The 26,223-nt window shown below is 62.3% G+C and carries 17 protein-coding genes; 10 read left to right on the top strand and 7 right to left on the bottom strand.

Annotated features, from left to right (window positions below; all coding sequences use genetic code 11):
• Nucleotides 1-5 precede the first annotated feature (5 nt).
• From I2I01_RS03930 to I2I01_RS03900, 7 genes are all read right to left on the bottom strand, one after another.
• Nucleotides 6-839, bottom strand: coding sequence for an ATP-binding cassette domain-containing protein (locus I2I01_RS03930; RefSeq protein WP_196285106.1), 834 nt, complete (start codon nt 837-839; stop codon nt 6-8).
• 161 nt (nt 840-1,000) lie between these two features.
• The gene (locus I2I01_RS03925) at nt 1,001-1,777 is read right to left on the bottom strand and encodes an ABC transporter permease (RefSeq protein ID WP_196285105.1); all 777 of its coding nucleotides are present in this window, start codon (nt 1,775-1,777) and stop codon (nt 1,001-1,003) included.
• 174 nt (nt 1,778-1,951) lie between these two features.
• Nucleotides 1,952-3,730: an OmpA family protein gene (locus I2I01_RS03920; RefSeq protein WP_196285104.1), complete on the bottom strand. Its 1,779-nt coding sequence runs from the start codon at nt 3,728-3,730 to the stop codon at nt 1,952-1,954.
• 73 nt (nt 3,731-3,803) lie between these two features.
• Complete coding sequence (locus I2I01_RS03915; protein WP_196285103.1) at nt 3,804-3,998, bottom strand: hypothetical protein; 195 nt, start codon at nt 3,996-3,998, stop codon at nt 3,804-3,806.
• Entirely contained in the window at nt 3,991-4,986 is a 996-nt protein-coding gene (locus tag I2I01_RS03910) for a PspA/IM30 family protein (protein WP_196285102.1), read from the bottom strand. The genes I2I01_RS03915 and I2I01_RS03910 overlap by 8 nt, the downstream gene beginning before the upstream one ends.
• Nucleotides 4,987-4,990: 4 nt before the next feature.
• The gene (locus tag I2I01_RS03905) at nt 4,991-5,686 is read right to left on the bottom strand and encodes a hypothetical protein (protein WP_196285101.1); all 696 of its coding nucleotides are present in this window, start codon (nt 5,684-5,686) and stop codon (nt 4,991-4,993) included.
• A gap of 242 nt (nt 5,687-5,928) precedes the next feature.
• The gene (locus I2I01_RS03900) at nt 5,929-7,107 is read right to left on the bottom strand and encodes a substrate-binding domain-containing protein (RefSeq protein WP_196285100.1); all 1,179 of its coding nucleotides are present in this window, start codon (nt 7,105-7,107) and stop codon (nt 5,929-5,931) included.
• A 324-nt stretch (nt 7,108-7,431) separates the two neighbouring features.
• Here I2I01_RS03900 and uxuA point away from each other — a divergent pair, with 324 nt between their 5' ends.
• The 10 genes from uxuA (at nt 7,432) to I2I01_RS03850 (ending at nt 26,168) form a co-directional block, all read left to right on the top strand.
• On the top strand, nt 7,432-8,679 hold the full coding sequence (gene uxuA, locus I2I01_RS03895; RefSeq protein WP_196285099.1) for a mannonate dehydratase: 1,248 nt from the start codon (nt 7,432-7,434) through the stop codon (nt 8,677-8,679).
• 22 nt (nt 8,680-8,701) lie between these two features.
• Complete coding sequence (locus I2I01_RS03890; protein ID WP_196285098.1) at nt 8,702-10,819, top strand: alpha-glucuronidase family glycosyl hydrolase; 2,118 nt, start codon at nt 8,702-8,704, stop codon at nt 10,817-10,819.
• A 27-nt stretch (nt 10,820-10,846) separates the two neighbouring features.
• Entirely contained in the window at nt 10,847-11,677 is an 831-nt protein-coding gene (locus I2I01_RS03885) for an SDR family NAD(P)-dependent oxidoreductase (RefSeq protein WP_196285097.1), read from the top strand.
• Nucleotides 11,678-11,746: 69 nt separating this feature from the next.
• Nucleotides 11,747-14,851, top strand: coding sequence for a SusC/RagA family TonB-linked outer membrane protein (locus I2I01_RS03880; protein WP_196285096.1), 3,105 nt, complete (start codon nt 11,747-11,749; stop codon nt 14,849-14,851).
• 12 nt (nt 14,852-14,863) lie between these two features.
• Nucleotides 14,864-16,813, top strand: a complete 1,950-nt coding sequence (locus I2I01_RS03875; protein ID WP_196285095.1) for a RagB/SusD family nutrient uptake outer membrane protein — start codon at nt 14,864-14,866, stop codon at nt 16,811-16,813.
• Nucleotides 16,814-16,969: 156 nt separating this feature from the next.
• On the top strand, nt 16,970-18,946 hold the full coding sequence (locus I2I01_RS03870) for a sialate O-acetylesterase (protein WP_211537801.1): 1,977 nt from the start codon (nt 16,970-16,972) through the stop codon (nt 18,944-18,946).
• Nucleotides 18,947-18,989: 43 nt separating this feature from the next.
• The gene (locus I2I01_RS03865; RefSeq protein ID WP_196285094.1) at nt 18,990-20,498 is read left to right on the top strand and encodes a xylulokinase; all 1,509 of its coding nucleotides are present in this window, start codon (nt 18,990-18,992) and stop codon (nt 20,496-20,498) included.
• A complete protein-coding gene (gene xylA, locus I2I01_RS03860; protein WP_196285093.1) occupies nt 20,491-21,822 on the top strand; it encodes a xylose isomerase in 1,332 nt (443 codons plus the stop codon). Before I2I01_RS03865 ends, xylA begins: the two co-directional genes overlap by 8 nt.
• Nucleotides 21,823-22,367: 545 nt before the next feature.
• Entirely contained in the window at nt 22,368-23,483 is a 1,116-nt protein-coding gene (locus tag I2I01_RS03855; RefSeq protein WP_196285092.1) for an endo-1,4-beta-xylanase, read from the top strand.
• Nucleotides 23,484-23,579: 96 nt separating this feature from the next.
• Entirely contained in the window at nt 23,580-26,168 is a 2,589-nt protein-coding gene (locus I2I01_RS03850) for a glycosyl hydrolase 115 family protein (RefSeq protein WP_196285091.1), read from the top strand.
• Nucleotides 26,169-26,223: the final 55 nt, after the last annotated feature.

The following is a 26,223-nucleotide window of genomic DNA, read 5'->3' as shown; positions in this document are numbered from 1 at the left end:
ATTACTCAGGCACTAATTCGAATTTCCTGCTTGATGTGCTCCACGAACTGGGCGAACTCGGGTTCGGCTTCAACGTTTTCGTGCCAGGCGAGGCCCATTTCGGCCAGGTTGTATTGGTGCTGGGGGCTGATGGTGGCGCCCGGCACGAGGGCGCCGGCCGCGTCGCGCTCGTAGCCCAGCAGCCAGAGGCGGTCGGCCAGGGCGGTGGTGGTCACGATGTCGTGCGAGACGATGATGACGGTGTTCAGCTCGTCCATCGTCGTCACTTCCACTATTATTCGTTTCACCTCGTCAATCATGGCCACGTCGAGGCCGGAGAAGGGCTCGTCGAGCAGGATGAGGTGGTCGGAGCAGAGCAACTGCTGGGCAATGGCCGCCCGCTGGCGCTGCCCGCCCGAGAGGTGGGCCGGGTACTTGCGGGCGTGCGGCGCCAGGCAAAACCGCTCCAGGTAGGTCTCCACGTGCTGGCGGGCGGCCTCGGGGGCGTGCTTGCGCTGGGCAGCCACCAGCAGGTTGTCGCGCAGGGTTCGGTGGTCGAACAGCGGGTAGCGCTGCTGCACAAAGCCCACCATGCCGGGCTGCACGGGCTGCTGGGCCTGGCCCACCTCCACGGTGCCGCTACTGGGCCGGATGAGCCCCGCCATGATGCGGCAAAGGACCGACTTGCCGATGCCCGAGCGGCCGTAGAAGCCCACCACCTGGCCCTGCTTCATGTTGGGCCGCGTCACGTCGAGCACTTGGGCGTTGATGTCGCGCAAAATGGGTTCGCCGTTGAAGGCGATGGAGACGTTCTCCAGGGTGAGAATGGGGTCCTTGTAAGCGAAGGTGTGGGCAGTCATGGCGGTTTCGTTTGCCCGCGTTCACCTCACCCCCGGCCCCCTCTCCTTGTGGAGAAGGGGAGCCGAGGCGGCGCGGTTGGCAACAGGCTAATTTTTAGTATGAATTGAAAATGCTGCTGTAGCTCCCCCTCTCCTCATGGAGAGGGGGCCGGGGGGTGAGGTTAGGCGGATGCGCCCAGCTGCGAGTAGGGAAAAAACACGCGCCGTAGCAGCACAAACACGTAGTCCTGGGCAGCCCCAGTAGCCAGAATCACCAGTTGAATGGCTAGCACGCCGTCGAGGTGCAGGTAGCGGTTTTGTTTGTAGAGTAGCAGGCCGATGCCGCCCTCGGACTGGTAGAGCGTTTCCACCAGCGTAATCATGGTCCAGATGATGGCGAAGTTCTGGCGCACCACTTCGAGCATGTCGTCGAGCTTGCCCAGCACCACCACTTCGTAGAAGCTGCGCCACTCGCTCATGCCCAGGGTGCGGGCGTGGTCCATTTCCTCCTGCGTGGTGGTCAGAATTACGCTCGTCATGCCCGTAACCAGGTACACCGTGGCGCCGAAAATGAGCACCGACAGCTTAACCTGGTGGCCCGAGCTTACCATCAGGGCCATGAAGAAGGTGAGGCCGGTGAGGGTGAGGTAGCGCATCTTGCTAGCTGCGAAGGCAATGGGCCGGAAGAAAGGCAGCGCCGTGAGGTAGGAAATGAGCAGCGCCAGCACCGTGGCTACGGCCAGCGCCTCCAGGGCCGTAGTCATGCTGGCCCACAGCTCTTGGATGAGGCCCTGCGAGGTGATGAGGTCGCCGAGCGAGCGAACGACCTCGCCCAGGCTGGGGAAGAGCTGCATGGGGTAGAAGAGCCACAGCAGCAGCAGCAGGGCCACCTGGCCGGCTACCATCGTGGTGAACACAAGGCGGGCGGGCTGGGCATTGGGGGCGAAAAGAGATTTCATTGCGTTGTTTGATTTGTCATTGCGAGCGCAGCGAAGCAATCCGTCCTGTTCTCAGCGACCAGCTTGCTGATGTGATGAAACCTCTTTTTAAGGCGGTGTCAATTCTCAAGGCTGGGTCGCGGTTGAGAGGACGGATTGCCGCGTTTCGCTGCGCTCGCAATGGCAGGGGAGGGGTTAGTTGCCCAGCACTACTTCCACGCGGCGGTTTTTGGCTTTGCCGTCGGGGGTGGCGTTGCTGGCTACCGGCTCGGTGGCGCCGTGGGCGTACACCTGGATGCGGCCGTCGGGGAAGGCGCTGTGGCTTTTGGCTTCGAGCCAGTGCTCCACGGCCATGGCGCGGTCTTCGCTGAGCTGCTGGTTGCGGCTGGGGTCGCCGGAGTTGTCGGTGTGGCCGTGCACGGCCACTTTCAGGCGGCCAGCCACCACTAGGTCGTCGAAGAGCTGGTTCAGCTCGCGGGTGGCCTGGGGCGTGAAGCTGCTCTGGCCGCTGTTGAACTCGATGTTCCAGGCGCGCTTGCTCACGCTCTGGCGGATTTCGTCGCCGGCGGCAAACTGCTGGGTTTCGGCCGGGGCCACGGTCTTGCCTTTGTATTGGGCTTGCAGCTGTTGCAGGGGCTTCAGGTCGAGCATCTGGTCGAGGGGCACGTAGGTAGGCAGTTCCTTGGGGTAAAGCTTTTTCTGCACGTCGCCGAAGGTTTTGTACACCGAGGCGTAGATGTTGGTGCCGCCCTCGTCGAGGCCGAACAAGGTCAGGTTGTCGCTGAAGTTGAATGCCTTGCTGCCGCCCAGCTCCACCACGTCGCCGTTACGGTCGGCTTCGCTCACGCCCTTGTAGTACTTCAGCCAGTAGGCGCCGGGCTTGTCCTGGTCGCCGTACACGGTGGCGGCGATGTCGGCGGCGCGGGTCAGGGCTTCGGGGTGGGCTTTCACCTGGTCGCCGGCCACGGCGAAGGCCGTCATCAGGCCCAGTACTTCCTTGGGGTGGGCGTCGTACCAGCGCTTGGTCGTCACCATGATGTTGGGCATCTGGTTGGAGTAGTCCTTCGTGCTCACGATGTTGACGAGGCCGCCGCGCTGCTTGGCAATGTTCACGTCGCCGGGCGTCCAGGTAGCCACGGCGTCAGCCACCACGTCTACTTTCACGCCGGTGTTCTTGCCGTTCACCACTTTGGTGCGGGCTTCCGGCTTGCCGAGGATGTATTTCTCGGCGGCCACCAGGAAGTCGGAGGCGGCCATGAAGTTCACCGCTTCGGGGTCGTAGGTGGTTTCGTCGGGGTTCACTTTCAGGCCGTTGTCGGCGCACCACTTCAGGGCAATGTTCTGGTCACCGTCGCGCAGGTAGCAGGCAATGGTTTTGCCCAGGGCCGTTTTCGGGTTATCGAGCCACTCTTTCGGTCCCATCAGCTTGTCTTCGCCGAAGCTTTTGCCCACCGAGTAAGGAATGATTTGCAGCTGGGTGCCAGCTTTCTGCAGCTCGCCTTGCACGGCCGAGAAGCCGGGCAGGCCGTCGCCCATGATGCTCACAATCAGGCCCGGTGTTTCGGGCTTGCTTTGCAGGTCAAGGGCGTTTTTCACCAGGTCGGCCTGCATCTTGCTCACGTCGTCCTGACGCACAATCTGCATATCCAGCCCATTAGCGGCTGCGGCCGAGCCGGTGGTGGTGCGGGGGCCGCCGTTGGCCAGCATGCCAGCCATCTGGCTGTTCCAGGCCATCACCTCCCACACCACGGGCGTGCCCTTGTCAGCCGGCGCGGTGCCGGGCAGCGGGGCCAGCGGCACCACAATGGTGGCCCGGTTGCCGCCGCTGGCCGCGGGCAGCTCAATGGAGTTCAGCAGCACCGACTGCGTGTCGGCTTTCTTGAAGACGGCACCGCTGGCTATCAGCTTGTTGATGCCGAAGTAAAGGGCAGCTACGATGAGCAGACCAATTACGAATTTACCACGTGTTGTCATTTTAGTAAAGGCAAAAGAGGGGTGGGGCGCCCGGTTGGGGCGCATTGTTATTGATTGGTTTTGAATGGGTTGATTAGCGGCTGGCCGTAATGCTATCGGCTACTTTGGCCGTGATGCGGAGCGTGGCGGCAGCTGCGCTCCCTTTCCGTTGGGCCGACTGCATCACGCGGGTAGCCGAGATGCTCGGGCTATGCGCCGCCTCATGTTCAGTCGGGGCAGCGTGACCCAGCAGGCCTACCAGGCCGCAGGCCAGCAAAAAGCTAATCAAGCAGGCTAGCGTAGGCATCGTCGGAGGCTTTTTTGGTGGCGGAAAAGGATTGGGGGGCTTGGGGCTTTTCGTTGAGCACGGCGTTGAAATCGCCCTTCTGGTACTTGGTGAGCAGAGCCTGGCCTTTCTCGCTCATCACGCCGTTCTGGATGTCCATCTCCTTCACGAACTCCTGCGAGTAGCGCATGGCCTGCTTAATCTGACCCAGCTGCTGGGCCATGTCCTGGGCCACACGGTCGGTGGCCAGGTCAAAGAAGTACTTCTTGTCGGGGTCGCCGCGCAGAATGTTCATGGCGGCGCGCATGCCGGAGCTAGTGCGTTTCACCAAGGCGTATTCGTCTTTCAACAGATTGACCTTGAACTTGCTGCCGTCAATCTGGCGCAGGGCGGCTTTGAGAATCTGGCGCATCACCACGCTCACGTTGGCCGTGGTAGTGGCCATGGGCTGCAGGCGCTGGTTGTAGTCCTGAATCTGGGCGGCGCGGCTGGCATAGCTCTCGGCCATGTCCTTTTCGCCTTGGCGCGAAGCTGAGCTAGCCAGCGCGAGGTACTCCTTCATCTGGGCGTCGTTGGCGGCCAGCTTGCGCTTCACCAGCTCGTGGGCGCCTTCGATGTTGGTTACCTCGGCGTCCATCTTGCGGGCCTCCTTCTCGGTGTTGCGGATGTAGTCTTCCATCACGCCAATGGGGTCGGTGTTCACGAAAATCCCGGCGGCAGTTCGCAAAATTCGCTGCCCAGCGTACCACAGTCCGGCCTGAATGCGCTTGTTGGTAGCCAGCAAAAACAGCACGAACAGCGAGCCGAGGCCAATGCCCAGCTTCACAGTGTCGAACACCATGTCGACCAGGAAGGGCAGAATCACGCCCCAGTAGTACACGGCCGCGCCGGCCAGGCCCAGGAGCACCACGCGCCCGGCCATCTTTTCCGGCTTCTGCCACTTGGGGAGGCCGGTGTCGGTATCAGAAGTAGTTGTGAGCAAAGTGTTCATCGGTTTAGGCGTTTGAAGAAGGGGTGGAAGGGGAGGGGTTGAGGAAATTCTGGGCGGCCTGGCGGTGGGCCTGCAGGTCGGCCGCGGCCGCAGCGTTGGCCAGTTCGTAGGAGGCGAGGGCGGCCTGCGTTTTCTGCTTCTCGGCCTGCGCCTGCTGCTGGATTTCGCGCAGCTGCTGGCTCTTTTGGGCGAGTTGCTCGGTGAGGGCCGCCACTTCGGTTTGCAGCTGGGTTTCGCGTTGGTGCAGCAGGGCCAGCGGGCCGGGCGGAGCTTTGCTATCAGCGGTTTCGCCCATTTTCTCGCGGTGGCGCTGCAGCACGCGGGCCCGATCGTCGGCCAGCTTGGTGGCCAGCTGCTCGGCCGAGGCCAGCAGCGCCGTCTGGTTGGTGCCGGTGAGGGCGGCGAAGGCATTGAAAGCCGTCTGGTAGAGCAGCGGGCCAGTGAGGCCGCTGCCGGCCATGCTTTTCACCATCTTGGTGTAGGCCCCAAAGTCCTTGCCATCGCCCGCCAGCAGGCTGGCAATGTGGTCGAGGTGGCGCTGCTCGGCCTGGGTGACGGCGGGCGCCGGGCCGGCCGGCTGCGGAGCGGCCTGACTGGGCTGCGCGGTGGCCGGGGCCGGAGCGGAGGCTTCGCGGGCTGCTCCATCGTCTTCGATGAAGAAGTCTTTGGCGGCTTTGGTGAGGTTATCAAGAATGGCCATGGCGGCAAGTGTGGTTGGTGACCTCCACCTAATGCCAAGACCAGTGCCGAATCAGAAAATAATTTGTGGTATTAATCTCTTCATATTGATTGACAATGCATTAAATAAAATTGCCCCGCCGGGCGCGAGGCTCGGCAGGGCAATATTTTTTCAAAATGAAAAGGCTATTTTTTCAAATTCAAAAATGAAAGTGGTAGGCAAGACCTATGCCTGAACAACGCAATACAGCAAACCCGCCCTCCTTATATACTCAACCGAAACAAGTCGCCTTCGCCTTTCAGCGACGACTGCCGGATTTTTAAATCGCCGGAAATCACGAAGGTGCGTGGCTGGAAGTTCTCCTTCTGTTGCACCTGTTCCAGAAACAGGCGGGCGGCCTGCTGGCCGATGCGGTAGGGGTGGAGGTCGACGGTGGTGAGGCCGGGCTCAATCATTTCGGCCATAAACTCATCGCCGAAACCGACCACGGCCATCTGCTGGGGGACGCGTACGCCGCGCTTTTTCAGGGCCACCAACAAGTCGAAAGCGTTGGTGTAGTTGATGCAGAAAATGGCATCGGGCGGCTCCGGCAGGGCCAGCCAGGCGTCGAGGGCCGCTTCGGCTTCCTCAGGCTTGAACTCGATGTGCACCTCATACTCCGGGCGCAGGGCCATGTGGTTGCGCTTGAGGGCGTGCTGGTAGCCAGCCAGGCGGTTGCGGCTGATGAGCAGCGACTCGGGCCCGGCCAGAATGGCAATGCGCTGCGCGCCCTGCTGAATGAGATGCTCGGTCACGTTGTAGGCCCCGTTCCAGTCATCGAGGATGACCTTGGCGCTGTCTACCTCGTTGCTTACGCGGTCGAAATGCACCACCGGAATGCCCCGGCAGGCGCTGGGCTTCACGTGGTCGAAATTCTCGGTTTCGCGCGAATGGCAAATGAGCAGGCCGTCGACCTGGCTGGCCACCAAGGCTTGCACGTTGCTCACTTCGGTGCGGTACGATTCCTTTGACTGACAAATCATTACCCGGTAGCCTGCCTCGGTGGCTACCTCTTGGATGCCGCTCACAGCCGTGGCAAAAAATGGCCGCTCCAGGTCCGGAATCAGCACGCCCAGGGTGTGGGTTTCGCGGCTCTTGAGGCTTTGGGCCAAGAGGTTGGGCTGGTAGTCGAGCTGGCGGGCGGCATCGAGAATGGCCTGGCGGGTGACGGGGCTGATGTCGGTGTGCCCATTCAGCGCCCGCGACACCGTGGAGGATGCTACCCCCACAGCCTTGGCCACGTCTCCGATGGTGGTTTGGGCGCGCCGCCGGTCCGGCGTGACTCCCTTTTTCTCCTCGGTGAAATGGTAATCGCAACTCTTGCACAGGTAGCGCTGCCGGCCCCGAACGAAACCCGCCTTCAACACCGAATCTGAAAGCTTACATTTTACGCAGGTTATCATTGGTAATTGGACTGGGTTTAGAAATGGGGCGTTGGGTGCCTGGCTAAAGACTCATCACGTGAGTACTCACTCAAATATAGAGCGCAAAAATATTTTTTCTGCAGCGGAGCACAAAGTTAACTATCGGCATCGTTTCCGGAAACGATGCCGATAGTTTTGATGCGAATTCTTTTAAATTTGGCCGTTTTTGGGAGAATCAAAATGGTGAGTGCATACATACATTCGATGAAAAATAGGCCGAGCTACCTATCTGCCGCTTTTACGGTAATCCACTGGTCAAAAAGGTCAGGATATAACACAAATTGAATTTTTCCTAACTGCTGTATGCTGCACACCATGCGTTGGTTCGGTCTTCACGACCCGGTTTCGCTCTTCGACATCCGCCAGGCGGGGTGTGCCGGTGTGGTGACCGCGCTGCACCAACTGCCAGTGGGTGCCGTGTGGCCGGTTAGCGAAATCCAAGCCCGCCAGCAGCTGATTGAAGCCGACAACGCCACGCACGCCCCCCTGCACTGGGCCGTGGTGGAAAGCCTGCCGGTGCACGAGGCCATTAAAAAAGGCTTGCCCGCGCGCGAGCAATACATAGAGAACTACAAAGAGTCGCTGCGCAACCTGGCGGCCTGCGGCATCCGCACGGTGTGCTACAACTTCATGCCGGTGCTGGATTGGTCGCGCACCAACCTGAGCTACGAGATGCCCGACGGCTCGCGGGCCCTGCGCTTCGTGTGGCAGGACTTCGCCGTGTTCGACCTCTGCATTCTGCAGCGCCCCGGTGCGGCGGCCGACTACGAGCCCGCCGTGGCCGAAGCCGCCCGGCAGCAGTTCGCCGCCATGAGCGCCGAGGAAGTGGCCGCCCTCACCAACACCGTGCTGCTGGGTTTGCCCGGCTCGGAAGAGGCGTTTGAGCTGGCCAATTTCCAAAGCCTGCTGAACGAGTACGCTGCCATTGACGCGGCCGCGCTGCGCGCCAACCTGCACTACTTCATTCAGCAAGTGGCGCCGGTGGCCGAGGAACTGGGCATCGGCCTCTGCATTCACCCCGACGACCCGCCCTATCCGCTGCTGGGCCTGCCCCGCGTGGTGAGCACGGCCGCCGACCTGGCGGCGCTGTTTGCCGCCTGCGACGTGCCGGCCAACGGCCTCACGTTCTGCACGGGCTCGCTGGGCGTGCGGGCTGACAACGACCTGCCGGCCATTGCCCGGCAGTTTGCCTCCCGCATTCACTTCATCCACCTGCGGGCTACCAAGCACGAGGAAAACCCGCGCAACTTCCACGAAGCTGACCACCTCGAGGGCGACGTGGACATGTACGCCGTGGTGCGCGAACTGGTGCTGGAAGAGCAGCGCCGCGCCGCCAGCGGCGAAGGGGCCAGCGCCATCCCCATGCGCCCCGACCACGGCCACCAGATGCTCGACGACCTCAAGAAGAAAACTTACCCCGGCTACTCCGCCATCGGCCGCCTGCGCGGCCTGGCCGAGCTGAGGGGGCTGGAATACGGCATCCGGCGCAGCCTGGAAGCCGAAGCGGGGCCACCAGCGGCTCACCTCACCGAAACCGCCGCCTTCGCCTAACCCTCCCTCCCCAATCCCACCCATGCTGCTCCGGTCACTGCTGCTTTTGTTGGTAATCGTTGGCGCCGCGCCCCTCTGCCGGGCCGACGACGGCTACCGGCTGTGGCTGAAGTATGACCTGGTGGCCGACGCCGCGCAGCGCACGCAGTACCGCGCGGCTGCGCAGTTCATCAGCAGCAATGGCTCGGATGTGGTGCTCAAGACCGCCGCCGCGGAATTGCAGCGCGGCTTGCAGGGGCTTTTGGGGCAGCCGGTACCGCTGGTGGCAAAAGCCGAAGGCGCCAAGCGCGGTATTCTGCTCGCAATTGACCCCTCCGCTAACATTTCAGGAGGCGCCGCCAGCAAAGACGGCTACCGCATCTCGATGCAGGGCCGCAACCTCGTGGTGACGGGTAGGAGCGGGGCCGGCGTGCTCTACGGTGTGTATGCGCTGCTGCGGCAGGTGCAAACCGGGCAGCCGCTGGCGGGCCTGAACCTGACTAGCAGCCCGCGCATCCAGTACCGCCTGCTCAACCATTGGGACAACCCCAACGGCACGGTAGAGCGCGGCTACGCGGGCAGCAGCATCTGGAAATGGTACGAGCTGCCCCAGCTGCTCGACCCGCGCTATACCGACTATGCCCGCGCCAATGCCTCCATCGGCATCAACGGCGTGGCCATCAACAACGTGAACGCCAGCGCCCGCTACCTCACGGCCGAATACATTCAAAAGATAAAGGCGCTGGCCGGCGTCATGCGGCCCTACGGCATCCGGGTGTACTTATCGGTGTTCTGGGCGGCGCCCAAGGTGATTGGCGGCCTGAAAACCTCTGACCCGCTCGACGCGCAGGTGAAGCAGTGGTGGGCCGCCAAGTCGGACGATCTTTACAAGGAGATTCCCGATTTTGGCGGCTTTCTGGTGAAGGCCAACTCGGAGGGCGAGCCCGGCCCGCAGGACTACGGCCGCACCCACGCCGACGGCGCCAACATGTTGGCCACGGCCCTCGGTGCACACGATGGCATTGTGATGTGGCGCGCTTTCGTGTACAAGGCCGGCAGCGCCGACCGGTTCAAGCAGGCTTATGAAGAGTTTAAGCCGCTCGACGGCACGTTTGCGCCCAAAGTGCTGGTGCAGGTGAAAAACGGCCCGATTGACTTTCAGGCCCGCGAGCCCTTCCATCCACTGTTTGGGGCCATGCCCAAGACGCCGCTGGTGCTCGAAGTTCAGATTACGCAGGAGTATCTCGGCTTCGCCTCGCACCTGGTGTACTTGGCGCCGATGTTCAAAGAGTGCCTCGATTCGGACACGCAAACCAAGGGCCCCGGCTCTACGGTGGCGAAGGTGGTGGACGGCAGCCTCGACCAGCACCGCATCAGCGGCATCGCGGGCGTGGCCAACATTGGCTCCGACCGCAACTGGACCGGCCACCCCATGGGCCAGGCCAACTGGTACGCCTTCGGCCGCCTGGCCTGGGACTACACGCTGACTTCGAAAGCCATTGCCACGGAGTGGACCCGGATGACCCTGACCCGCGAGCCCCAGGCCGTGGCCACCATTGTGGACGTGATGGACCGCTCGCGCGATATCTATGTGCGCTACACCACGCCGCTGGGTTTGCACCACATCATGGGCCAGAACATTCACTACGGCCCCGAGCCTTGGCTGGCCGAGGCCGGCCGCCCCGATTGGACTGCTGTGTATTACCACAAGGCCGACTCCGTGGGCCTGGGCTTCGACCGCACCGCTCGCGGCTCCAACGCCCTCAGCCTCTACTCGCCCGGCGTGCAGCAGCAGTGGGGCGACCCGAAAACCTGCCCGCTCAACTACCTGCTCTGGTTCCACCACGTGGGCTGGCGGCAGCCGCTCAGCACCGGCCGCACCCTCTGGAACGAGCTGGCCACCCGCTACTACACCGGCGCCGACTCCGTGACCTGGATGCAGCAGCGCTGGGCCAGCGTGAAGCCCCAGGTAGACGCAGCCCTGCACGCCGATGTGACGGCCCGGCTCGACATCCAGCGGCGCGAGGCCTTGTGGTGGCGCGATGCCTGCGTGCTCTACTTCCAGACATTTTCCAAGCAACCCATTCCGGCCCCTTTTGCGCCGCCCACGCGCACCCTGGCCGACATCAAGACGCTGGTCAACCTCTACCAGCTCAAATAAGCAAGCCCTGTAAACCTTCCCTTCGATATGAAAAGTATATTCTCCTCCAACGGCCAGAACGGCCACGCTGAAGCTGTCGTTACCGAAGCGCAGCAGCGGCACGCCGATGTCTTTTCGCTCGACGGCAAGCTGGCCTTGATTACGGGCGGTGGCACGGGCATTGGGCTGGCCATTGCGCAGTGCATGGCCGAGGCCGGGGCCACGGTGGTCATCACGGGGCGGCGGGAGGCGGTGCTGCAAGAGGCCGTGGCTGCCATCGGCGAGTCGGCTGAGTACATCGTGAACGACGTGACCGATTTGTCGGCCATCGACGCACTGGTGGCCGAGGTGGAGGCCACGTATGGCCCGCTCGACATCTTGGTGAACAACGCTGGCATCAACCTCAAAAAGCCCGCGCTGGAAGTGACGGACGAGGATTTCAACCGCATTCTGCACACCAACCTGCATTCGGTATTTGCCCTCACCCGCGCCTGCGCTGCGCGCATGGTGGCCCGGCAGAAGGGGGTAATTTTGATGATTTCTTCGATGGCGGCCTACTACGGCATCGACCGGGTGGTGGCCTACGCGGCTTCCAAATCGGCGGTGGAGGGCATGGTGAAGGTGCTGGCTTCGGAGTTTTCGGGCCACGGCGTGCGGGTGAATGCCATCGCGCCGGGCTTCATCGAAACGGCCATGAGCCGCACGGCCATGAATTCGGACCCCGACCGCCGCGACCGTGCCATGCGCCGCACGCCCATGGGCAAGTTCGGCCAGCCCGAAGACATCGGCAACGCCGCCGTGTTCCTGGCCTCCGACGCGGCCCGCTACATCACCGGCGCCTCGCTGCCCGTGGACGGCGGCAACTCCATCGGTTTTTAATCCTGCTTACTTCTCGGATTCACTCACTCAAAAACCTTTAAACCAATCATCAACAAAATTCCCACCAACATGAAATCACCCATACAAAAATCGGCCTTGCGCTTGAGCTGGCCCTTTCTGCTTGCTACGGGGCTCCCGGTGGCAGGCAGCTTGCTAACACCGGTGGTGGCCCAGGCCCAGGCCACCCAAACCGTGTCGGGCCGCGTGCTGGGCACCGACGGGGCTGGCATTCCTGGTGTGAACGTGGTTGTGAAAGGCTCCACCGTGGGCACCGTGACCGACGTGGAAGGCAAGTACTCGGTAGCCGCCGCGCCGGGCAGCACGCTGGTTATCTCGTTCGTGGGCTTTCTGGCGCAGGAAGTGCCGGTGGGGCGCGATGCCACCGTGAGCACCGTGACGCTGACCACCGACACCAAAGCCCTGGACGAAGTGGTGGTGGTGGGCTACGGCACCCAGCGCGCCGAAGCCGTGACGGGTTCGGTGGCGTCCATCAGCGGTGAAGCGCTGCGCGAAGTGCCCGCGGCCAACATCACGCAGGCCCTGCAAGGCCGCCTGCCGGGCGTGCAGCTCTCGCAAACCTCGTCGCAGCCCGGCGCGGCCACGCAAATCCGCATCCGCGGCACCCGCTCCCTGACGGCCGACAACAACCCCCTGATTGTGCTGGACGGCATTCCGTTCCCGGGTGCTATCAGCGACATCAACCCCAACGACATTGCCTCGGTTGACATTCTGAAGGATGCCTCGGCCACGGCCATCTATGGCTCGCGCGGGGCCAACGGCGTGGTGCTCGTGACCACCAAAGGCGGCAAGAAAGGGCAGAAGGCCCAGGTAGTGTACGATGGCTTTGTGGGCGCCAAGACGCTGTTCTCGCGCTTCCCCATGATGAACGGGCAGCAGTTTGCGCAGCTGCGCAAGGACGCGGGCATCTACAAAAACACCCTCGACGAGTCTGACGACGTCAACACCGACTGGCAGAAGCTGCTGTACCGCACCGGCTTTCAAACCAACCAAAACGTGGGCCTGAACGGCGGCACGGAGAACGGCCGCTACAATTTCAACGCAGGCTACTACCAGGAGCAGGGCGTTATCCCGACCCAGCAATACACCCGCTACTCGGTGCGGGGCACGCTCGACCAGGGCGTGGGCAAGTACGTGCGCTTGGGCTTCACCACCAACAACACCTACAGCCTGAACGAGGGCTCTAACGTGGGTGTGTACAGCTCCCTGACCTCGTCGCCCATCGCCAATCCGTACAACGCGGACGGGTCGCTGAAGCGGGTCATTAAAATGCCGCTAGACGACCAGTGGGTGACCACCAAGGACGTCATCGAAGCCAACAAAGACAAGTGGCTGAGCCAGACGCGGGCCTTTGCCAGCTACAACGCCCTGTTCGGCGAGTTCAAGATGCCGGGCGTGGACGGGCTGAAATACCGCGTGAACCTGGGCGTGAACTACCGCCAGAGCCAGGGTGGCAGCTACACGGGCGCCGGCATCAACAGCGCCGTGGCCACCACGCCTTCCTCGGCTGCCGTCAGCAATGCCCTGACCACCGACTACACCATCGAGAACATTCTTACTTACGACCGCACCTTCGGCGGCAAGCACAACATCAACGCGTTGGCCTTGTATTCGGCCTCGAATAACATCTACAACCAGTCGCGGATTACGGGCCGGGACATTCCGTCCGACGCTTTCCAGTTCTACAACCTCGGGCTGGCGGCCACCGACATTGTGGTGGACCCCAACGCCCAGATTTACTCGAAGTTCGGGCTGCTGTCGTACATGGGCCGCGTGATGTATTCCTACGACGACCGGTACCTGCTGTCGGCTACGCTTCGTTCGGACGGCTCTTCGCGCCTAGCCCCCGGCCATAAGTGGAACACCTACCCGGCCGTGTCGGTGGGCTGGAACATCGCCAAGGAAGGCTTCATGCAGAGCGTTTCGGCCGTGAACATGCTGAAGCTGCGGGCCGGCTACGGCGTTACCTCGAACCAGGCGGTGAACCCCTATTCCACCCTGGGCCGCTTACAAACCCGCCCCTATAACTTCGGCCCCAGCAACTACCAGACGGGCCTGTACGTGACCGAACTGCCCAACCCCGCCCTGGGCTGGGAATACTCGAAGACCTGGAACTACGCCGTGGACTTCGCCTTGCTGAAAAACCGCCTGTCGGGTACGGTGGAATACTACATCACCAACACCGAAAACCTGCTGCTCGGCTTGCCGCTGCCTCCCACCTCGGGCGTGAGCAGCTACACGGCCAACATCGGCGCCACCCAGAACAAAGGCATTGAGCTGTCGCTGAACGGCGTGATTCTGGAAAACCTCAACGGCTGGACCTGGGAAGCGGGCGTGAACCTGTACGCCAACCGCAACCGCATTACCTCGCTGGCCGGTGAGCAGCAGCGTGACGAAGGCAACTGGTGGTTTGTGGGCAAGCCCATCAACGTGGTGTACGACTACGAGAAAATCGGCCTGTGGCAGCAAGACGACCCCTATCTGAACGTGCTGGAGCCCGGCGGAAACGTGGGTATGATTAAAGTGAAATACACCGGCGGCTACAAGCCCGACGGTACGCCCGAGCGGCCCATTGGCGTGCTCGACCGCCAGATTCTGGACGTGAACCCCAATTTCCTGGGCGGCTTCAACACCCGCGTGGCCTACAAGGGCTTCGACCTGTCGGTGGTGGGTGCCTTCCAGAACGGCGGCCTGCTCAACAGTACCATCTACGGTTCGGGTGGCTACCTGAACCTGCTGAACGGCCGGCGCGGCAACGTGGCCGTGGACTACTGGACGCCCACCAACACCGGCGCCAAGTACCCCAAGCCGGGCGGCATCACCAGCGGCGACAACCCCAAATACGGCTCGACGCTGGGCTACTTTGATGCGTCTTACCTGAAAGTGCGCACCATTTCGCTGGGCTATAATTTCGACAACATGGCGTTCCTGCGGAATGCCGGCATTAGCCGCCTGCGCCTCTACGCCACGGCCCAGAACCCCTTCGTGTTCTTCTCGCCCTACAAGAAAGAGTCGGGCATGGACCCCGAAACCAACTCCTTCGGCGACGAAAACGCGGCCGTGCCCCTGGGCCAGAACCTGCGCCGCATCCTGACGCTGGGCACCAACGCCCCGGCCACCCGCACCTACATCGTGGGCCTCAACCTCACTTTCTAAGCATTCCCACCCATGAAATCTTTGCATATCAAATTATTGGCGGGTGCCGCCGTTCTTTCGCTGGCTTCCACCAGCTGCTCGAAACTGCTGGATGAAGAGCCCCGCAGCATTTATGAGCCCGGCTTCTTCTCCACCGAACGCGGTGTAAACGGCGGCCTGACCTCCATGTACGCGCACTTGCGCTACATCTACGGCAACGCCTACTACTACAACGCCACCCAGACTGGCACCGACGAAGCCACCTGGGGCCGCGACGCCGACGAGAACTTCCTGGCCATGGACCTCTCGGGCCGTGCCGCGCTCAACGCCAACAACAGCCGGGCCGACGTGCTGTGGGTGAATGCTTTCCCCAACATCAACACGGCCAGCGGTATCATCAAGAATGCCACCGCCGTGGGCATTTCGCCGGCTCTGGTGGCCGAGGCCCGGTTCTTCCGCGCCTTCGACTACTTTATGCTGGTGCAAACCTTTGGCGGCGTACCCCTGGACCTGGGAGCGGGCGAGCTGCAGTTCAACACCAACCCCGTCCGGACTTCGACGCGCAACACGGTGCCCGAGGTGTACACCAAAGCCGTATTCCCGGACTTGCTGCAAGCCATCAACGACTTGCCGGCGGCCCCGCGGGTAATTGGTGGCGCCACCAAAACGGCCGCCCGCCTGTACCTGGCCAAGGCCTACCTCACCTACGCCTGGTGGCTCGAAAACCCGAACAACATTCCTACCTACCCGGCTGCGCCGCGCACCGACCCGGCCGGCCGCACCGCCCAGTACTACTACCAGCAGGCGTATGACGTGGCCACGGCCGCCATTGCCGACCCGGGCCCGTTCAAGTTGCAGGCCACCTACTACGACGTGAACGTGGCCACCAACGACCGCAACCCGGAGATGCTGCTGTTTGCCGACCACACCGAAAGCAGCGAGCTGTACAACGGCGGTAGCCTGACCTTCGGCAGCGGCGGCTCGCCCGACAACTTCGCCGGGTGGATGATGACCTGGAACTACACCAACCTGCGCAGCGCCGCCAACCCCGACGGCTCCGGGCCGATATCGTCGGTGCAGCGGGAAGCTGAGCAGCACCTGGGCCGCCCCTGGAACCGCATGGCGCCCACCGTCGACGTGTTGGAAAACACCTTTGCTGACAAGACGAACGACTCGCGCTACGACGGCACCTTTACCACCGTGTACCGCGGCAACTGGCCCAAGGCCAACGTACCAAACGCGGTGCTGTACAACGCCAACAACCTGCCCGTGACCCCGGGTAGTGCCATCCTGACCTTCCTGGATTCCGAGCCCGCGACGGCCATTACCTACCCCAGCAGCACCGGTGCAAACAACGTGGGTGCCGGCGTGCTGCCCGGCCGGGCCGATTACGTGATTTCGCCCCGCGGCATCAGCCGCATTGTGTACCCCGGCCTCTGGAAGCTCGGCCCCTACCGCACCGACAACGGCACGGGCCTGGGCCAGCCCAACGCAGGCAGCACCCGTCCGTTCAACATCGCCAAGTTCTCGGAGCTGTACTTCGTAGCGGCGGAGGCTGCTGTGAAGGGCGCCACCACCAAGCCCAACCAAAGCGCCCGCGAGCTGATTAACGTGATTCGCGCCCGCGCTGGCAAGTGGCGTTTCGACAACAACGGCAACGTGGCCAAGGTGCAGGACAACAGCGCGGCCATGATGGCGGCCACCCCGGCCACCATCACCATCAACTACATCCTGGCCGAGCGTTCGCGCGAGTACTACGCCGAAGGCTACCGCTGGTTCGACCTGGTGCGCACGCAGAAGTGGAACGAGCTGGCCACCACCTACCGCATTGCGGGCACGGCCTACGGCGACCACACGCCGGCTACGGTGACGCGCAGCATCCAGCCCTTCCACTACCTGCGCCCCATTCCGCAGGTGCAGCTCGACCGGATGGATGTATCGCCGGATGTGAAAGCGACTTACCAAAACCCCAGCTATAACTAGCCGGGAAGGAGTGAAAAGACTGGCTAGCGATGTACGATTAGCCAGACTTTTCAACCTTTTTACCCTCTCATAAATAAGCCCCGGTTTCGCCTCGAAACCGGGGCTTATTTATGAGAGGGTACTGGTTTTGGCTCTTTCGCCTTCTGTTCTGTCGCTATGTCTATGAAAGTTAATGCGTTTGCTGTTGCACTGCTGCTGAGCACGCCCCTCGCCCATAATGCCGCCGCCCAGGTGCGCCTGCCGCGCCTTGTGAGCGACGGCATGGTGCTGCAGCGCGAGGCTGACGTACGCATCTGGGGCTGGGCTAAGGCCGGCGAGGCCGTGGCGGTAAGTTTCCTGGGCAAAACATATAAGGCTACCACCGGCGCCGACGGCAAGTGGGCTGTTCAGCTGCCTCACCTGAAAGCGGGCGGCCCGTACGAAATGGACATCAAGGCCAGCAACCAGGTGGCGGTGAAAGACATCATGGTGGGCGACGTGTGGCTGTGTTCGGGCCAGTCGAACATGGAAACGCCCATGAGCCGCCTGCGCGACAAGTACCCCGACGTGGTGGCCCAAGCCGCCAACCCCAAGATTCGTCAGTACGAAGTGCCGCTGACCTACAACTTCCAGCGCCCCCAGCAGGACCTGACGGGTGGCAAGTGGATAGCGGCCGACCCGCAAACAGTGCTGAAGTTTTCGGCCGTGGCCTACTTCTTCGCCATGGAAATCAACGCCAAGTATCAGGTGCCGGTAGGCATCATTAAAGACGCCGTGGGCGGCTCGCCGGCCGAGGCCTGGCTGAGCGCCGACGGCCTGAAACAATTCCCCAACTACGAGCAGCAGCTCGCCAAGTACAAAGACAGCACGGTGGTGCTCGGCATCCGGCAGCACGAGGGCGCCGCGGTGGCCAACTGGTACCAAACCCTGTATAAAACCGACCAGGGAGAGGCCCGGGGCCAGCAGAAATGGTCGGCGCCCGACTACGACGCCAGCAGCTGGCCCACCATGTCGGTGCCTGGCTTCTGGAGCAAACAAACCCCGTTGGGGGCCGTGAACGGCGTGGTGTGGTTCCGCAAAGAAGTGGATGTGCCTGCCGCCATGGTGGGCCAGCCCGCCCGCTTGGAGCTGGGCACGCTCGTCGACGCCGACTCCACCTACATCAACGGCCAGCTGGTGGGCAGCACCGGCTACCAGTACCCGCCCCGCAAATACGATGTGAAGCCCGGCGTGCTGAAAGCCGGCAAGAATGTGGTGGTGGTGCGCCTCATCAGCAACGGTGGGCCCGGTGGGGGCTTCACGATGGATAAGAAATACGAACTTTCGGCCGGCGGCCAGACCATCGACCTGCGCGGGCCCTGGCAGTACAAGCAGGGCGCCACCATGCCGTCCACGCCCGGCACCACCACGTTTCAATACACACCGGGCGGCTTGTTTAACGGCATGATTGCGCCGGTGTTGCCCTACGCCATCAAGGGCGTGCTGTGGTACCAGGGTGAGAGCAATGCCGGCCGCACCGGCGACTACCAGGCCCTGTTCAACGGTATGATAGTCGACTGGCGCAAGCAGTTCAAGCAGCCCAACCTGCCGTTCCTCTACGCGCAGCTGCCCAACTTCATGGCCGCCCGCAAGGAGCCGTCGGAAAGCGGATGGGCCCAGGTGCGCGACGTGCAGCGCCGCGGGCTGGCCCTGCCCCACACCGGCATGGCCGTAATTCTGGACGCCGGCGAGTGGAACGACATTCACCCCCTCGACAAGCAGACGCCCGGCCATCGCCTGGCCCTGGCCGCCCAAAAAGTGGCCTACGGTGACAGTAAACTGGTTTCGTCTGGCCCCCTCTACCAGTCCATGCAAACCAACGGCAACAAGGTGACGCTGAGCTTCAGCAGCATCGGTAGTGGCCTGGTGGCGAAGGGTGGGGGTGAGCTGAAAGGCTTCGCCATCGCCGGGCCCGACAAGAAATTCGTGTGGGCCCAGGCTAAGATTGAAGGCAACAAAGTGGTGGTGTGGAGCGACCAGGTGCCCAACCCCACCGTGGTGCGCTACGCCTGGGCCGACAACCCCGAAGGCGTGAACCTGTACAACAAGGAAGGCCTGCCGGCGTCCACCTTCACCACCGAAGCGGAGGTGCCCGGCGCTACCAGCCGGCTGTAATTATCGTTCGACTATAGCAAGTCGCGTTGCTTATCCTATTCCCATGAAATACCTCCTCGGCTACGACATCGGTAGCTCTTCTATCAAAGTTTCGCTGCTCGACATTGCCACCGGCCAGGCCGTGGCGGCCGTCACCTCGCCCAAGCAGGAGATGGAAATCAGCGTGCCCCAGGCCGACTGGGCTGAGCAGCGCCCTGAGCGCTGGTGGCAGGAATGCGTGAACGCCACCACCGAACTCAAGGCCCGCTACGGCTTCGATACCTCGCTGGTGGCCGGCATCGGCATCACCTACCAGATGCACGGCCTCGTGCTGGTGGATGAGGCCGGTAAGGTGCTGCGCCCGGCCATCATCTGGTGCGACAGCCGCGCCGTGGACCTCGGCAACCAGGCCTTCGCTGAAATGGGCGAGGAATATTGCCTCGAAAACTTCCTGAACTCGCCCGGCAACTTTACCGCTTCCAAGCTTAAATGGGTGCGCGAGAACGAGCCGGAGGTGTACGCCCAAATCCACAAGATTCAGCTGCCCGGCGACTACATCGCCTTCAAGATGAGCGGCCAGCTGCAAACCACCGTGTCGGGCTTGTCGGAAGGCGTGTTCTGGAATTTCAAGCAACAGGTCATTGCCCAGGAGTTGCTCGACTACTACGGCATCAGCGCTGACCTGCTGCCTGAAGTGGTGGATACCTTCTCGGTGCAGGGCCAGCTGAGCGCCGAAGCTGCGCAAGAACTGGGCCTCACGGCCGGCACGCCCATCAGCTACCGGGCCGGCGACCAGCCCAACAACGCCTTCTCCCTCAACGTGCTGAACCCCGGCGAAATCGCGGCCACGGCCGGCACCTCGGGCGTGGTCTACGGCATCACCGACGCCCCGGCCTCGGACCCGGCCTCGCGCGTGAACGCCTTCGTGCACGTCAACCACACAACCGAACAGCCCCGCAACGGCGTGCTGATGTGCATGAACGGCACGGGCATCCTGAACAGCTGGCTGCGCAAAATGGTGGGCGAGCTGCCCTACGACGAGATGAACCGCCGCGCCGCCCAGGCGCCGATAGGAGCGGAGGGCCTGGTGTTCCTGCCCTTCGGCAACGGCGCCGAGCGCATCCTCGAAAACCGCCCCACCGACGCCGAGCTGCGCGGCCTCAACTTCAACGTGCACTCGCAAAACCACCTGTTGCGCGCCGCCCAGGAGGGCATCGTCTTCGCCCTGATTTACGGCATGAACATCATGCGGCAGATGGGCGTGCAGGTGCGCACCGTACGCGCCGGCAACGCCAACATGTTCCTGAGCCCGGTGTTCCGCGAGGCCTTCGTGAACGCCGGCGACGTGACCCTGGAGCTATACAACACCGACGCGGCCCAGGGAGCAGCGCGCGGCGCCGGCATCGGCGCCGGCGTATACGCCAGCGCGGCCGAAGCCTTCGGCGGCCTCGAACGCATTCTTACCGTGGAGCCCACCGACCAGCTCCGCGAACAGTACCAGGCGGCCTATGGCCGCTGGCAAGACGCTTTGTCCACTATCATTCCCCAACCAATTTCTCTAGCACATGTCTAGCATCACCCTCTCGAAAACGGAATTTTTCACGGGTATCGACACCATCCGGTTCGAAGGCCGCGAGTCGGACAACCCGCTGTCCTTTAAATGGTACGACGAAAACCGCGTAGTGGCCGGCAAGACCATGAAGGAGCACCTGCGCTTCGCCACGGCCTACTGGCACACCTTCACCGGCACCGGTGGCGACCCGTTCGGCCCCGGCACCAAGAACTTTGCCTGGGACTCGCACCACGAAATCATCGGCCGCGCCAAGGACAAGGCCGACGCTGCGTTTGAGTTCTTTACCAAGCTCGGCACGCCCTACTACTGCTTCCACGACATCGACCTGGTGGACGAAGGCAACTCCCTGGCCGAGTACGAGCGCAACCTCGCTACCATCGTGGACTACGTGAAGCAGCACCAGCAGGAAAGCGGCGTGAAGCTGCTCTGGGGCACGGCCAACGTATTTTCGAACCCGCGCTACATGAATGGCGCCAGCACCAACCCCGATTTCCAGGTGGTGGCCCACGCCGGCACGCAGGTCCTCAATGCCATTGATGCGACTATCGCGCTGGGCGGCGAGAACTACGTGTTCTGGGGCGGCCGCGAGGGCTACATGACCCTGCTGAACACCGACATGAAACGCGAGCAGGAGCACATGGCCCGCTTCCTGACCATGGCCCGCGATTATGCTCGTAAGCAGGGCTTCACCGGGAAGTTCTTCATCGAGCCCAAGCCGGCCGAGCCCACCAAGCACCAATACGACTTCGACGCCGCCACCGTCATTGGTTTCCTGAAGGGGCACGGCCTGCAGGACGACTTCCAGCTGAACCTGGAGGTGAACCACGCCACCCTGGCCGGCCACACCTTCCAGCACGAGCTGCAGGTAGCTGCCGACGCCGGCATGCTGGGCAGCATGGACGCCAACCGCGGCGACTACCAGAACGGCTGGGACACCGACCAGTTCCCCAACAACCTCAACGAGCTGACCGAGAGCATGCTCATCATCCTGGAGGCCGGCGGCATCACCCAGGGCGGCATCAACTTCGACGCCAAAACCCGCCGCAACTCGACCGACCTGGAAGATATTTTCATTGCCCACATCGCCGGCATGGATGCCTTCGCCCGCTCGCTCGTCATCGCCAACGACATCCTGGAGAAGTCGCCCTACCGCAAGTTCCGCAAGGACCGTTACGCCTCGTTCGATTCGGGTGAAGGCAAGGCTTTCGCCGCCGGCCAATTGACGCTGGAAGACCTGCGCACCATTGCCCACAAATCGGGCGAGCCCACGCCCCGCAGCGGTAAGCAGGAGTGGCTGGAAGCTATTATCAACCAGTACATCTAATACAAAAAACGGAACTGGCCAGCCGCTGAAATGGTGGGAACAGTGAGACGGCTGGCCAGGGAAGTTTTTGGTTTTGAGTAAGCGGAGGCTTGCGGTCTGCTGCAACAGGCACGCAAGTTCAAGAGGCGTTTTGGTAAGCATGTCGGCCTGAGGTGAGCGGGCCGCCAGTGCGAAACGGATAAGTTATCCGGCTGCCGAAACGCCTCTCCGTTTGCTCGGGAGGCGTTCCATAGGTCGCCTGCGGGTTCTCATATTAAAACACTGGGGAGACTTATTTCCTCGACTTCTGGCGGGCTCGATAGAGTTGCTATCAGTCCGCATAGGGCGCAGTGCGCCCGCCACACAAACACATTTGATGTCCGCTGGCAGGGTCCAATTCCTCTTTTTAGGAGCGTAGGAGTCGTTGGCTGCTGCGGAAAGACAGGCCCCTAATTGACGCCATTGCTGGCGTCGGACAACTACGCAAGTCGGTAGTTGGGCTGGCAACCAACTTAGAAAAAGCGGGGCAGCGCTGGACGCTCGACCCTTTTGCAATACATCCTGCTATGAAAGCTCAGAAGTTTTTTATCTACAGCGCGCTAGCGGGCATTGGCCTTGGCTTCGTGCAAAAGTCTGAAGTGCCTTTGAAGGACGCCTTCAAGAAAGACTTCTACGTGGGGGCGGCCCTCAGCTACCGCGTGACGAGCGGCCGCGACGCCAAGACTACCGCCTTGGTGAAGCAGCAGTTCAATACCATCAGCCCCGAGAACCTGCTGAAGTGGGAAGCCGTGCACCCGCAGCCCGACCAGTACAACTTCAAGCCCGCCGACGACTACGTGGCCTTTGGACAGGCAAACAAGATGTTCACCATCGGCCACACCTTGATGTGGCACCAGCAAACCCCGAAGTGGGTGTTTGAGGACGGCGCCGGCAAGCCTGCCAGCCGCGAACTGCTGCTCAAGCGCCTGGAGGAGCACATCAACACCGTGGTGGGCCGCTACAAGGGCAAAATCGCCGGTTGGGACGTGGTGAACGAAGCCATTGACGACCAGCAGGGCGACCTGCGTAAAACCAAGTGGCTGGAAATCCTGGGCGAAGACTTTGCCGCCAAAGCCTTTGAGTACGCCCACAAGGCCGACCCCAAAGCCGAGCTTTACTACAATGACTACAGCCTCTACCGCCCCGAAAAGCGGGCCGGTGTCATCAAGCTGGTGAAGAGCCTGCAGGCCAAAGGCATCAAGGTAACGGCCATTGGGATGCAGGGCCATTACGGCCTCACCAAGCCAACCATTGACCAGGTGGAAGCCAGCATCGTGGCCTTCTCGAAGCTGGGCGTACACGTCAATTTCACTGAGCTGGACATCGACGTATTGCCGAACCCGAGCCGCCGCCAAGGCGCCGACATCGCCGAGACTTTCGGGGCCGACCCAAAATACAACGTGTACACCACAGGCCTGCCCGATTCGGTGCAGCAAAAGTTGACCAAGCGCTATGCCGACCTGTTTGCGCTGTTTCACAAGCACCGCGACGTTATCGACCGAATTACGCTCTGGGGCGTGACGGATGCAGACTCCTGGCTAAACGACTGGCCCATCCGGGGCCGCACGAGCTACCCCTTGCTGTTCGACCGCAATTTCCAGCCGAAGCCGGCAGTGCAGGCGGTGCTGCAGGCCGCGAAATAGAGGGAAGGTAGCGTGGACTCCGCGAGTCCGCGCTCTGGCGAACATTCTGGTATGCGCGGACTCGCAGAGTCCACGCTACATCATTACGGCATTTCTATGAAAACCATATCCTTCCGCCTATTCCTTCTGCCTTTAGTGGTATTGTTCACCATTATCAGTTCACAGGCTCAAACTGTAGGCAAGGCCACCGCACCGGCTACCAAGAGCAATGGTGATTTCACCCTGGCCGCTGCCGGCAAAACGGCGCCCATCTACGCCAACGCCAGCGACTGGCCGGGCGTACTGCGCGCCGCCAAAGACCTGCAGGCCGACGTGGAGCGCGTGACGAAAATTTCGCCCCGCTTCAGCACCGAAAAGCCGGCCGGGGCGGAAGTCGTGCTCGTCGGCACCATCGGCAAAAGCCCGCTGATTGATGGGCTGGTGAAGGCCGGCAAGCTCAGCACCGCCGGCGTGGCGGGCAAGTGGGAAACCTTCGTGCGGCAGGTGGTGACGGACCCCATGCCCGGCGTGAAGCAGGCGCTGGTGATTGCCGGCAGCGACAAGCGCGGCACCATTTACGGCATCTACGACCTCTCGCAGCAGATTGGGGTATCGCCCTGGTACTGGTGGGCCGATGTGCCGGTGAAGCCGCAGACGACGCTGCGCATTCCGGTCGCGCGACACACACTGGGCGAACCGGCGGTGAAATACCGCGGCATTTTCCTGAACGACGAGGCGCCCGCACTCACGGGCTGGAGCAAGGAGAAGTTCGGCGGCATCAATTCCAAGATGTACGTGCACGTGTTTGAGCTGATTTTGCGGCTCAAGGGCAACTACCTGTGGCCCGCTATGTGGGGCAACGCCTTCAACGACGACGACAAGCTGAGCCCGGTGCTGGCCGATGAATACGGCATCGTGATGGGCACCTCGCACCACGAGCCCATGCAGCGCGCCCAGCAGGAGTGGAAGCGCTACGGCCACGGCCCCTGGAACTACCAGACCAACGACACCACCCTGCGCCGTTTCTGGCGCCAGGGCATCCGCAACATGGGCACTAAGGAAAGCATCGTGACCATGGCCATGCGCGGCGACGGCGACGAGCCCATGAGCGAGGGCAGCAACATTGCCCTGCTCGAAAAAATAGTGGCTGACCAACGGAAAATTCTGGCCGAGGAAACCCATAAGCCCGCCGACCAGACGCCCCAGCTCTGGGCGCTCTATAAAGAAGTGCAGGACTACTACGACAAGGGCATGCGCGTGCCCGATGACATGACCCTGCTGCTCTGCGACGACAACTGGGGCAACCTGCGCAAGCTGCCCAAGCCCGGCGATGCGCCCCGCCGGGGCGGCTACGGTATCTACTACCACTTCGACTACGTGGGCGGCCCGCGCAGCTACCGCTGGCTGAATACCAACCCGCTGCCGCGCGTGCGGGAGCAGATGCACCTGGCCTACGAGCACGGCGTGAAGCAGATTTGGATTGTGAACGTAGGCGACCTCAAGCCCATGGAATTGCCCATCTCGTTCTTCCTCGACTACGCCTGGAACCCGGATAAAATCAAGGCCGACCAGGTGGCGGCATATACGCAACGCTGGGCCAGCCAGCAGTTTGGCCCGAAACACGCGGCCGATATTGCCGACATTCTGGCTAAGTACGCCAAGTACAACGGCCGCCGCAAACCCGAGCTGCTTGATGCCAATACTTACAGCCTGGCCACCGGCGAGTGGGCCAAAGTAGTAACCGACTACAACCAGCTGCTAACCCGCGCCGAGGCCATCAACCAGCAGCTACCCGCGGCTGACCGCGACGCCTTCTACGAGCTGGTGCTGCACCCCGTGCAGGCCTGCGCCAACCTCAACGAGCTGTACTACACCGTGGCGCAGAACCGCGAGGCCGCCAAAACCAACCAGTCGAACACCAACGCGCTGGCGGAGAAAGCCCAAGCGCTATTCGCCAAAGACGCCGAAATCAAAAACCGTTACCACGCCCTGGCCGGCGGCAAATGGAACCATATGATGGACCAGATGCACATCGGCTACACCTCCTGGCACGACGAGAAGGCGGACATCTTGCCGCAGGTGGTGACGCTGCCCGCCGGCGCCGTGCCGATGGCCACTGCCGCTCCGGCCGCGCCCGCCGCTGGCGCCTATGTGTCGCTGGAGGCGGAGCAGTACACCAAGGCCGTGAACGCCGGCCCCTTGAGCTGGCAGCGCCTGCCCGACCTAGGCCGCACGCTGGGCGCCGTGAGTACCTACCCCACGACGGTGGCGCCCACTGAGACCCCGGGCGGCAACAGCCCGCACCTGGAGTACCGCATCAATCTGGCCCAGGCCGGTCCCGTGACGGTGAGCGCCTACCTGGCCCCGACCCTCGACTTCACTAACACCACCGGCCTTCGCTACGCCGTGTCGCTGGATGACGAAGCGCCGCAAATCATCAATCTGCACACGGGCATGAAGTCTGGCGAAGGCAACCGGTCCTGGGAGCGTATCGTGGCCAACAGCATCAACCTGAAAACCTCGCAGCACAACGTGGCCGCGGCCGGCGCGCACACGCTAAAGTTCTGGCGCGTGGACCCCGGCGTGGTGCTCGAAAAGCTGGTGGTGAGTGCGGGCGAACTGCCCGTCACCTACCTGGGCCCGCCCGCCAATGCCACCAGTGCTGCCGAGCCTAAAAATGGGAAAGGCAGCGTGGGGCAACGTTAGGTTTTGAGCAAGCACTTCATGCAAACGATGTTGACGAACAAAGGGAAATTCCTGC

This window comes from Hymenobacter properus (assembly GCF_015694735.1).
GTDB classification, from domain to species: Bacteria; Bacteroidota; Bacteroidia; order Cytophagales; family Hymenobacteraceae; genus Hymenobacter; species Hymenobacter properus.
This window is presented reverse-complemented; position numbering and strand designations above follow the sequence as displayed.

Excerpts from the sequence above, each read along its gene's own strand:
- I2I01_RS03930 (WP_196285106.1), bottom strand. The coding sequence starts at position 839 with ATGACTGCCCACACCTTCGCTTACAAGGACCCCATTCTCACCCTGGAG.
- I2I01_RS03925 (WP_196285105.1), bottom strand. The coding sequence starts at position 1,777 with ATGAAATCTCTTTTCGCCCCCAATGCCCAGCCCGCCCGCCTTGTGTTC.
- I2I01_RS03920 (WP_196285104.1), bottom strand. The coding sequence starts at position 3,730 with ATGACAACACGTGGTAAATTCGTAATTGGTCTGCTCATCGTAGCTGCC.
- I2I01_RS03910 (WP_196285102.1), bottom strand. The coding sequence starts at position 4,986 with ATGAACACTTTGCTCACAACTACTTCTGATACCGACACCGGCCTCCCC.
- I2I01_RS03905 (WP_196285101.1), bottom strand. The coding sequence starts at position 5,686 with ATGGCCATTCTTGATAACCTCACCAAAGCCGCCAAAGACTTCTTCATC.
- I2I01_RS03900 (WP_196285100.1), bottom strand. The coding sequence starts at position 7,107 with ATGATAACCTGCGTAAAATGTAAGCTTTCAGATTCGGTGTTGAAGGCG.
- uxuA (WP_196285099.1), top strand. The coding sequence starts at position 7,432 with ATGCTGCACACCATGCGTTGGTTCGGTCTTCACGACCCGGTTTCGCTC.
- I2I01_RS03890 (WP_196285098.1), top strand. The coding sequence starts at position 8,702 with ATGCTGCTCCGGTCACTGCTGCTTTTGTTGGTAATCGTTGGCGCCGCG.
- I2I01_RS03885 (WP_196285097.1), top strand. The coding sequence starts at position 10,847 with ATGAAAAGTATATTCTCCTCCAACGGCCAGAACGGCCACGCTGAAGCT.
- I2I01_RS03880 (WP_196285096.1), top strand. The coding sequence starts at position 11,747 with ATGAAATCACCCATACAAAAATCGGCCTTGCGCTTGAGCTGGCCCTTT.
- I2I01_RS03875 (WP_196285095.1), top strand. The coding sequence starts at position 14,864 with ATGAAATCTTTGCATATCAAATTATTGGCGGGTGCCGCCGTTCTTTCG.
- I2I01_RS03870 (WP_211537801.1), top strand. The coding sequence starts at position 16,970 with ATGTCTATGAAAGTTAATGCGTTTGCTGTTGCACTGCTGCTGAGCACG.
- I2I01_RS03865 (WP_196285094.1), top strand. The coding sequence starts at position 18,990 with ATGAAATACCTCCTCGGCTACGACATCGGTAGCTCTTCTATCAAAGTT.
- xylA (WP_196285093.1), top strand. The coding sequence starts at position 20,491 with ATGTCTAGCATCACCCTCTCGAAAACGGAATTTTTCACGGGTATCGAC.
- I2I01_RS03855 (WP_196285092.1), top strand. The coding sequence starts at position 22,368 with ATGAAAGCTCAGAAGTTTTTTATCTACAGCGCGCTAGCGGGCATTGGC.
- I2I01_RS03850 (WP_196285091.1), top strand. The coding sequence starts at position 23,580 with ATGAAAACCATATCCTTCCGCCTATTCCTTCTGCCTTTAGTGGTATTG.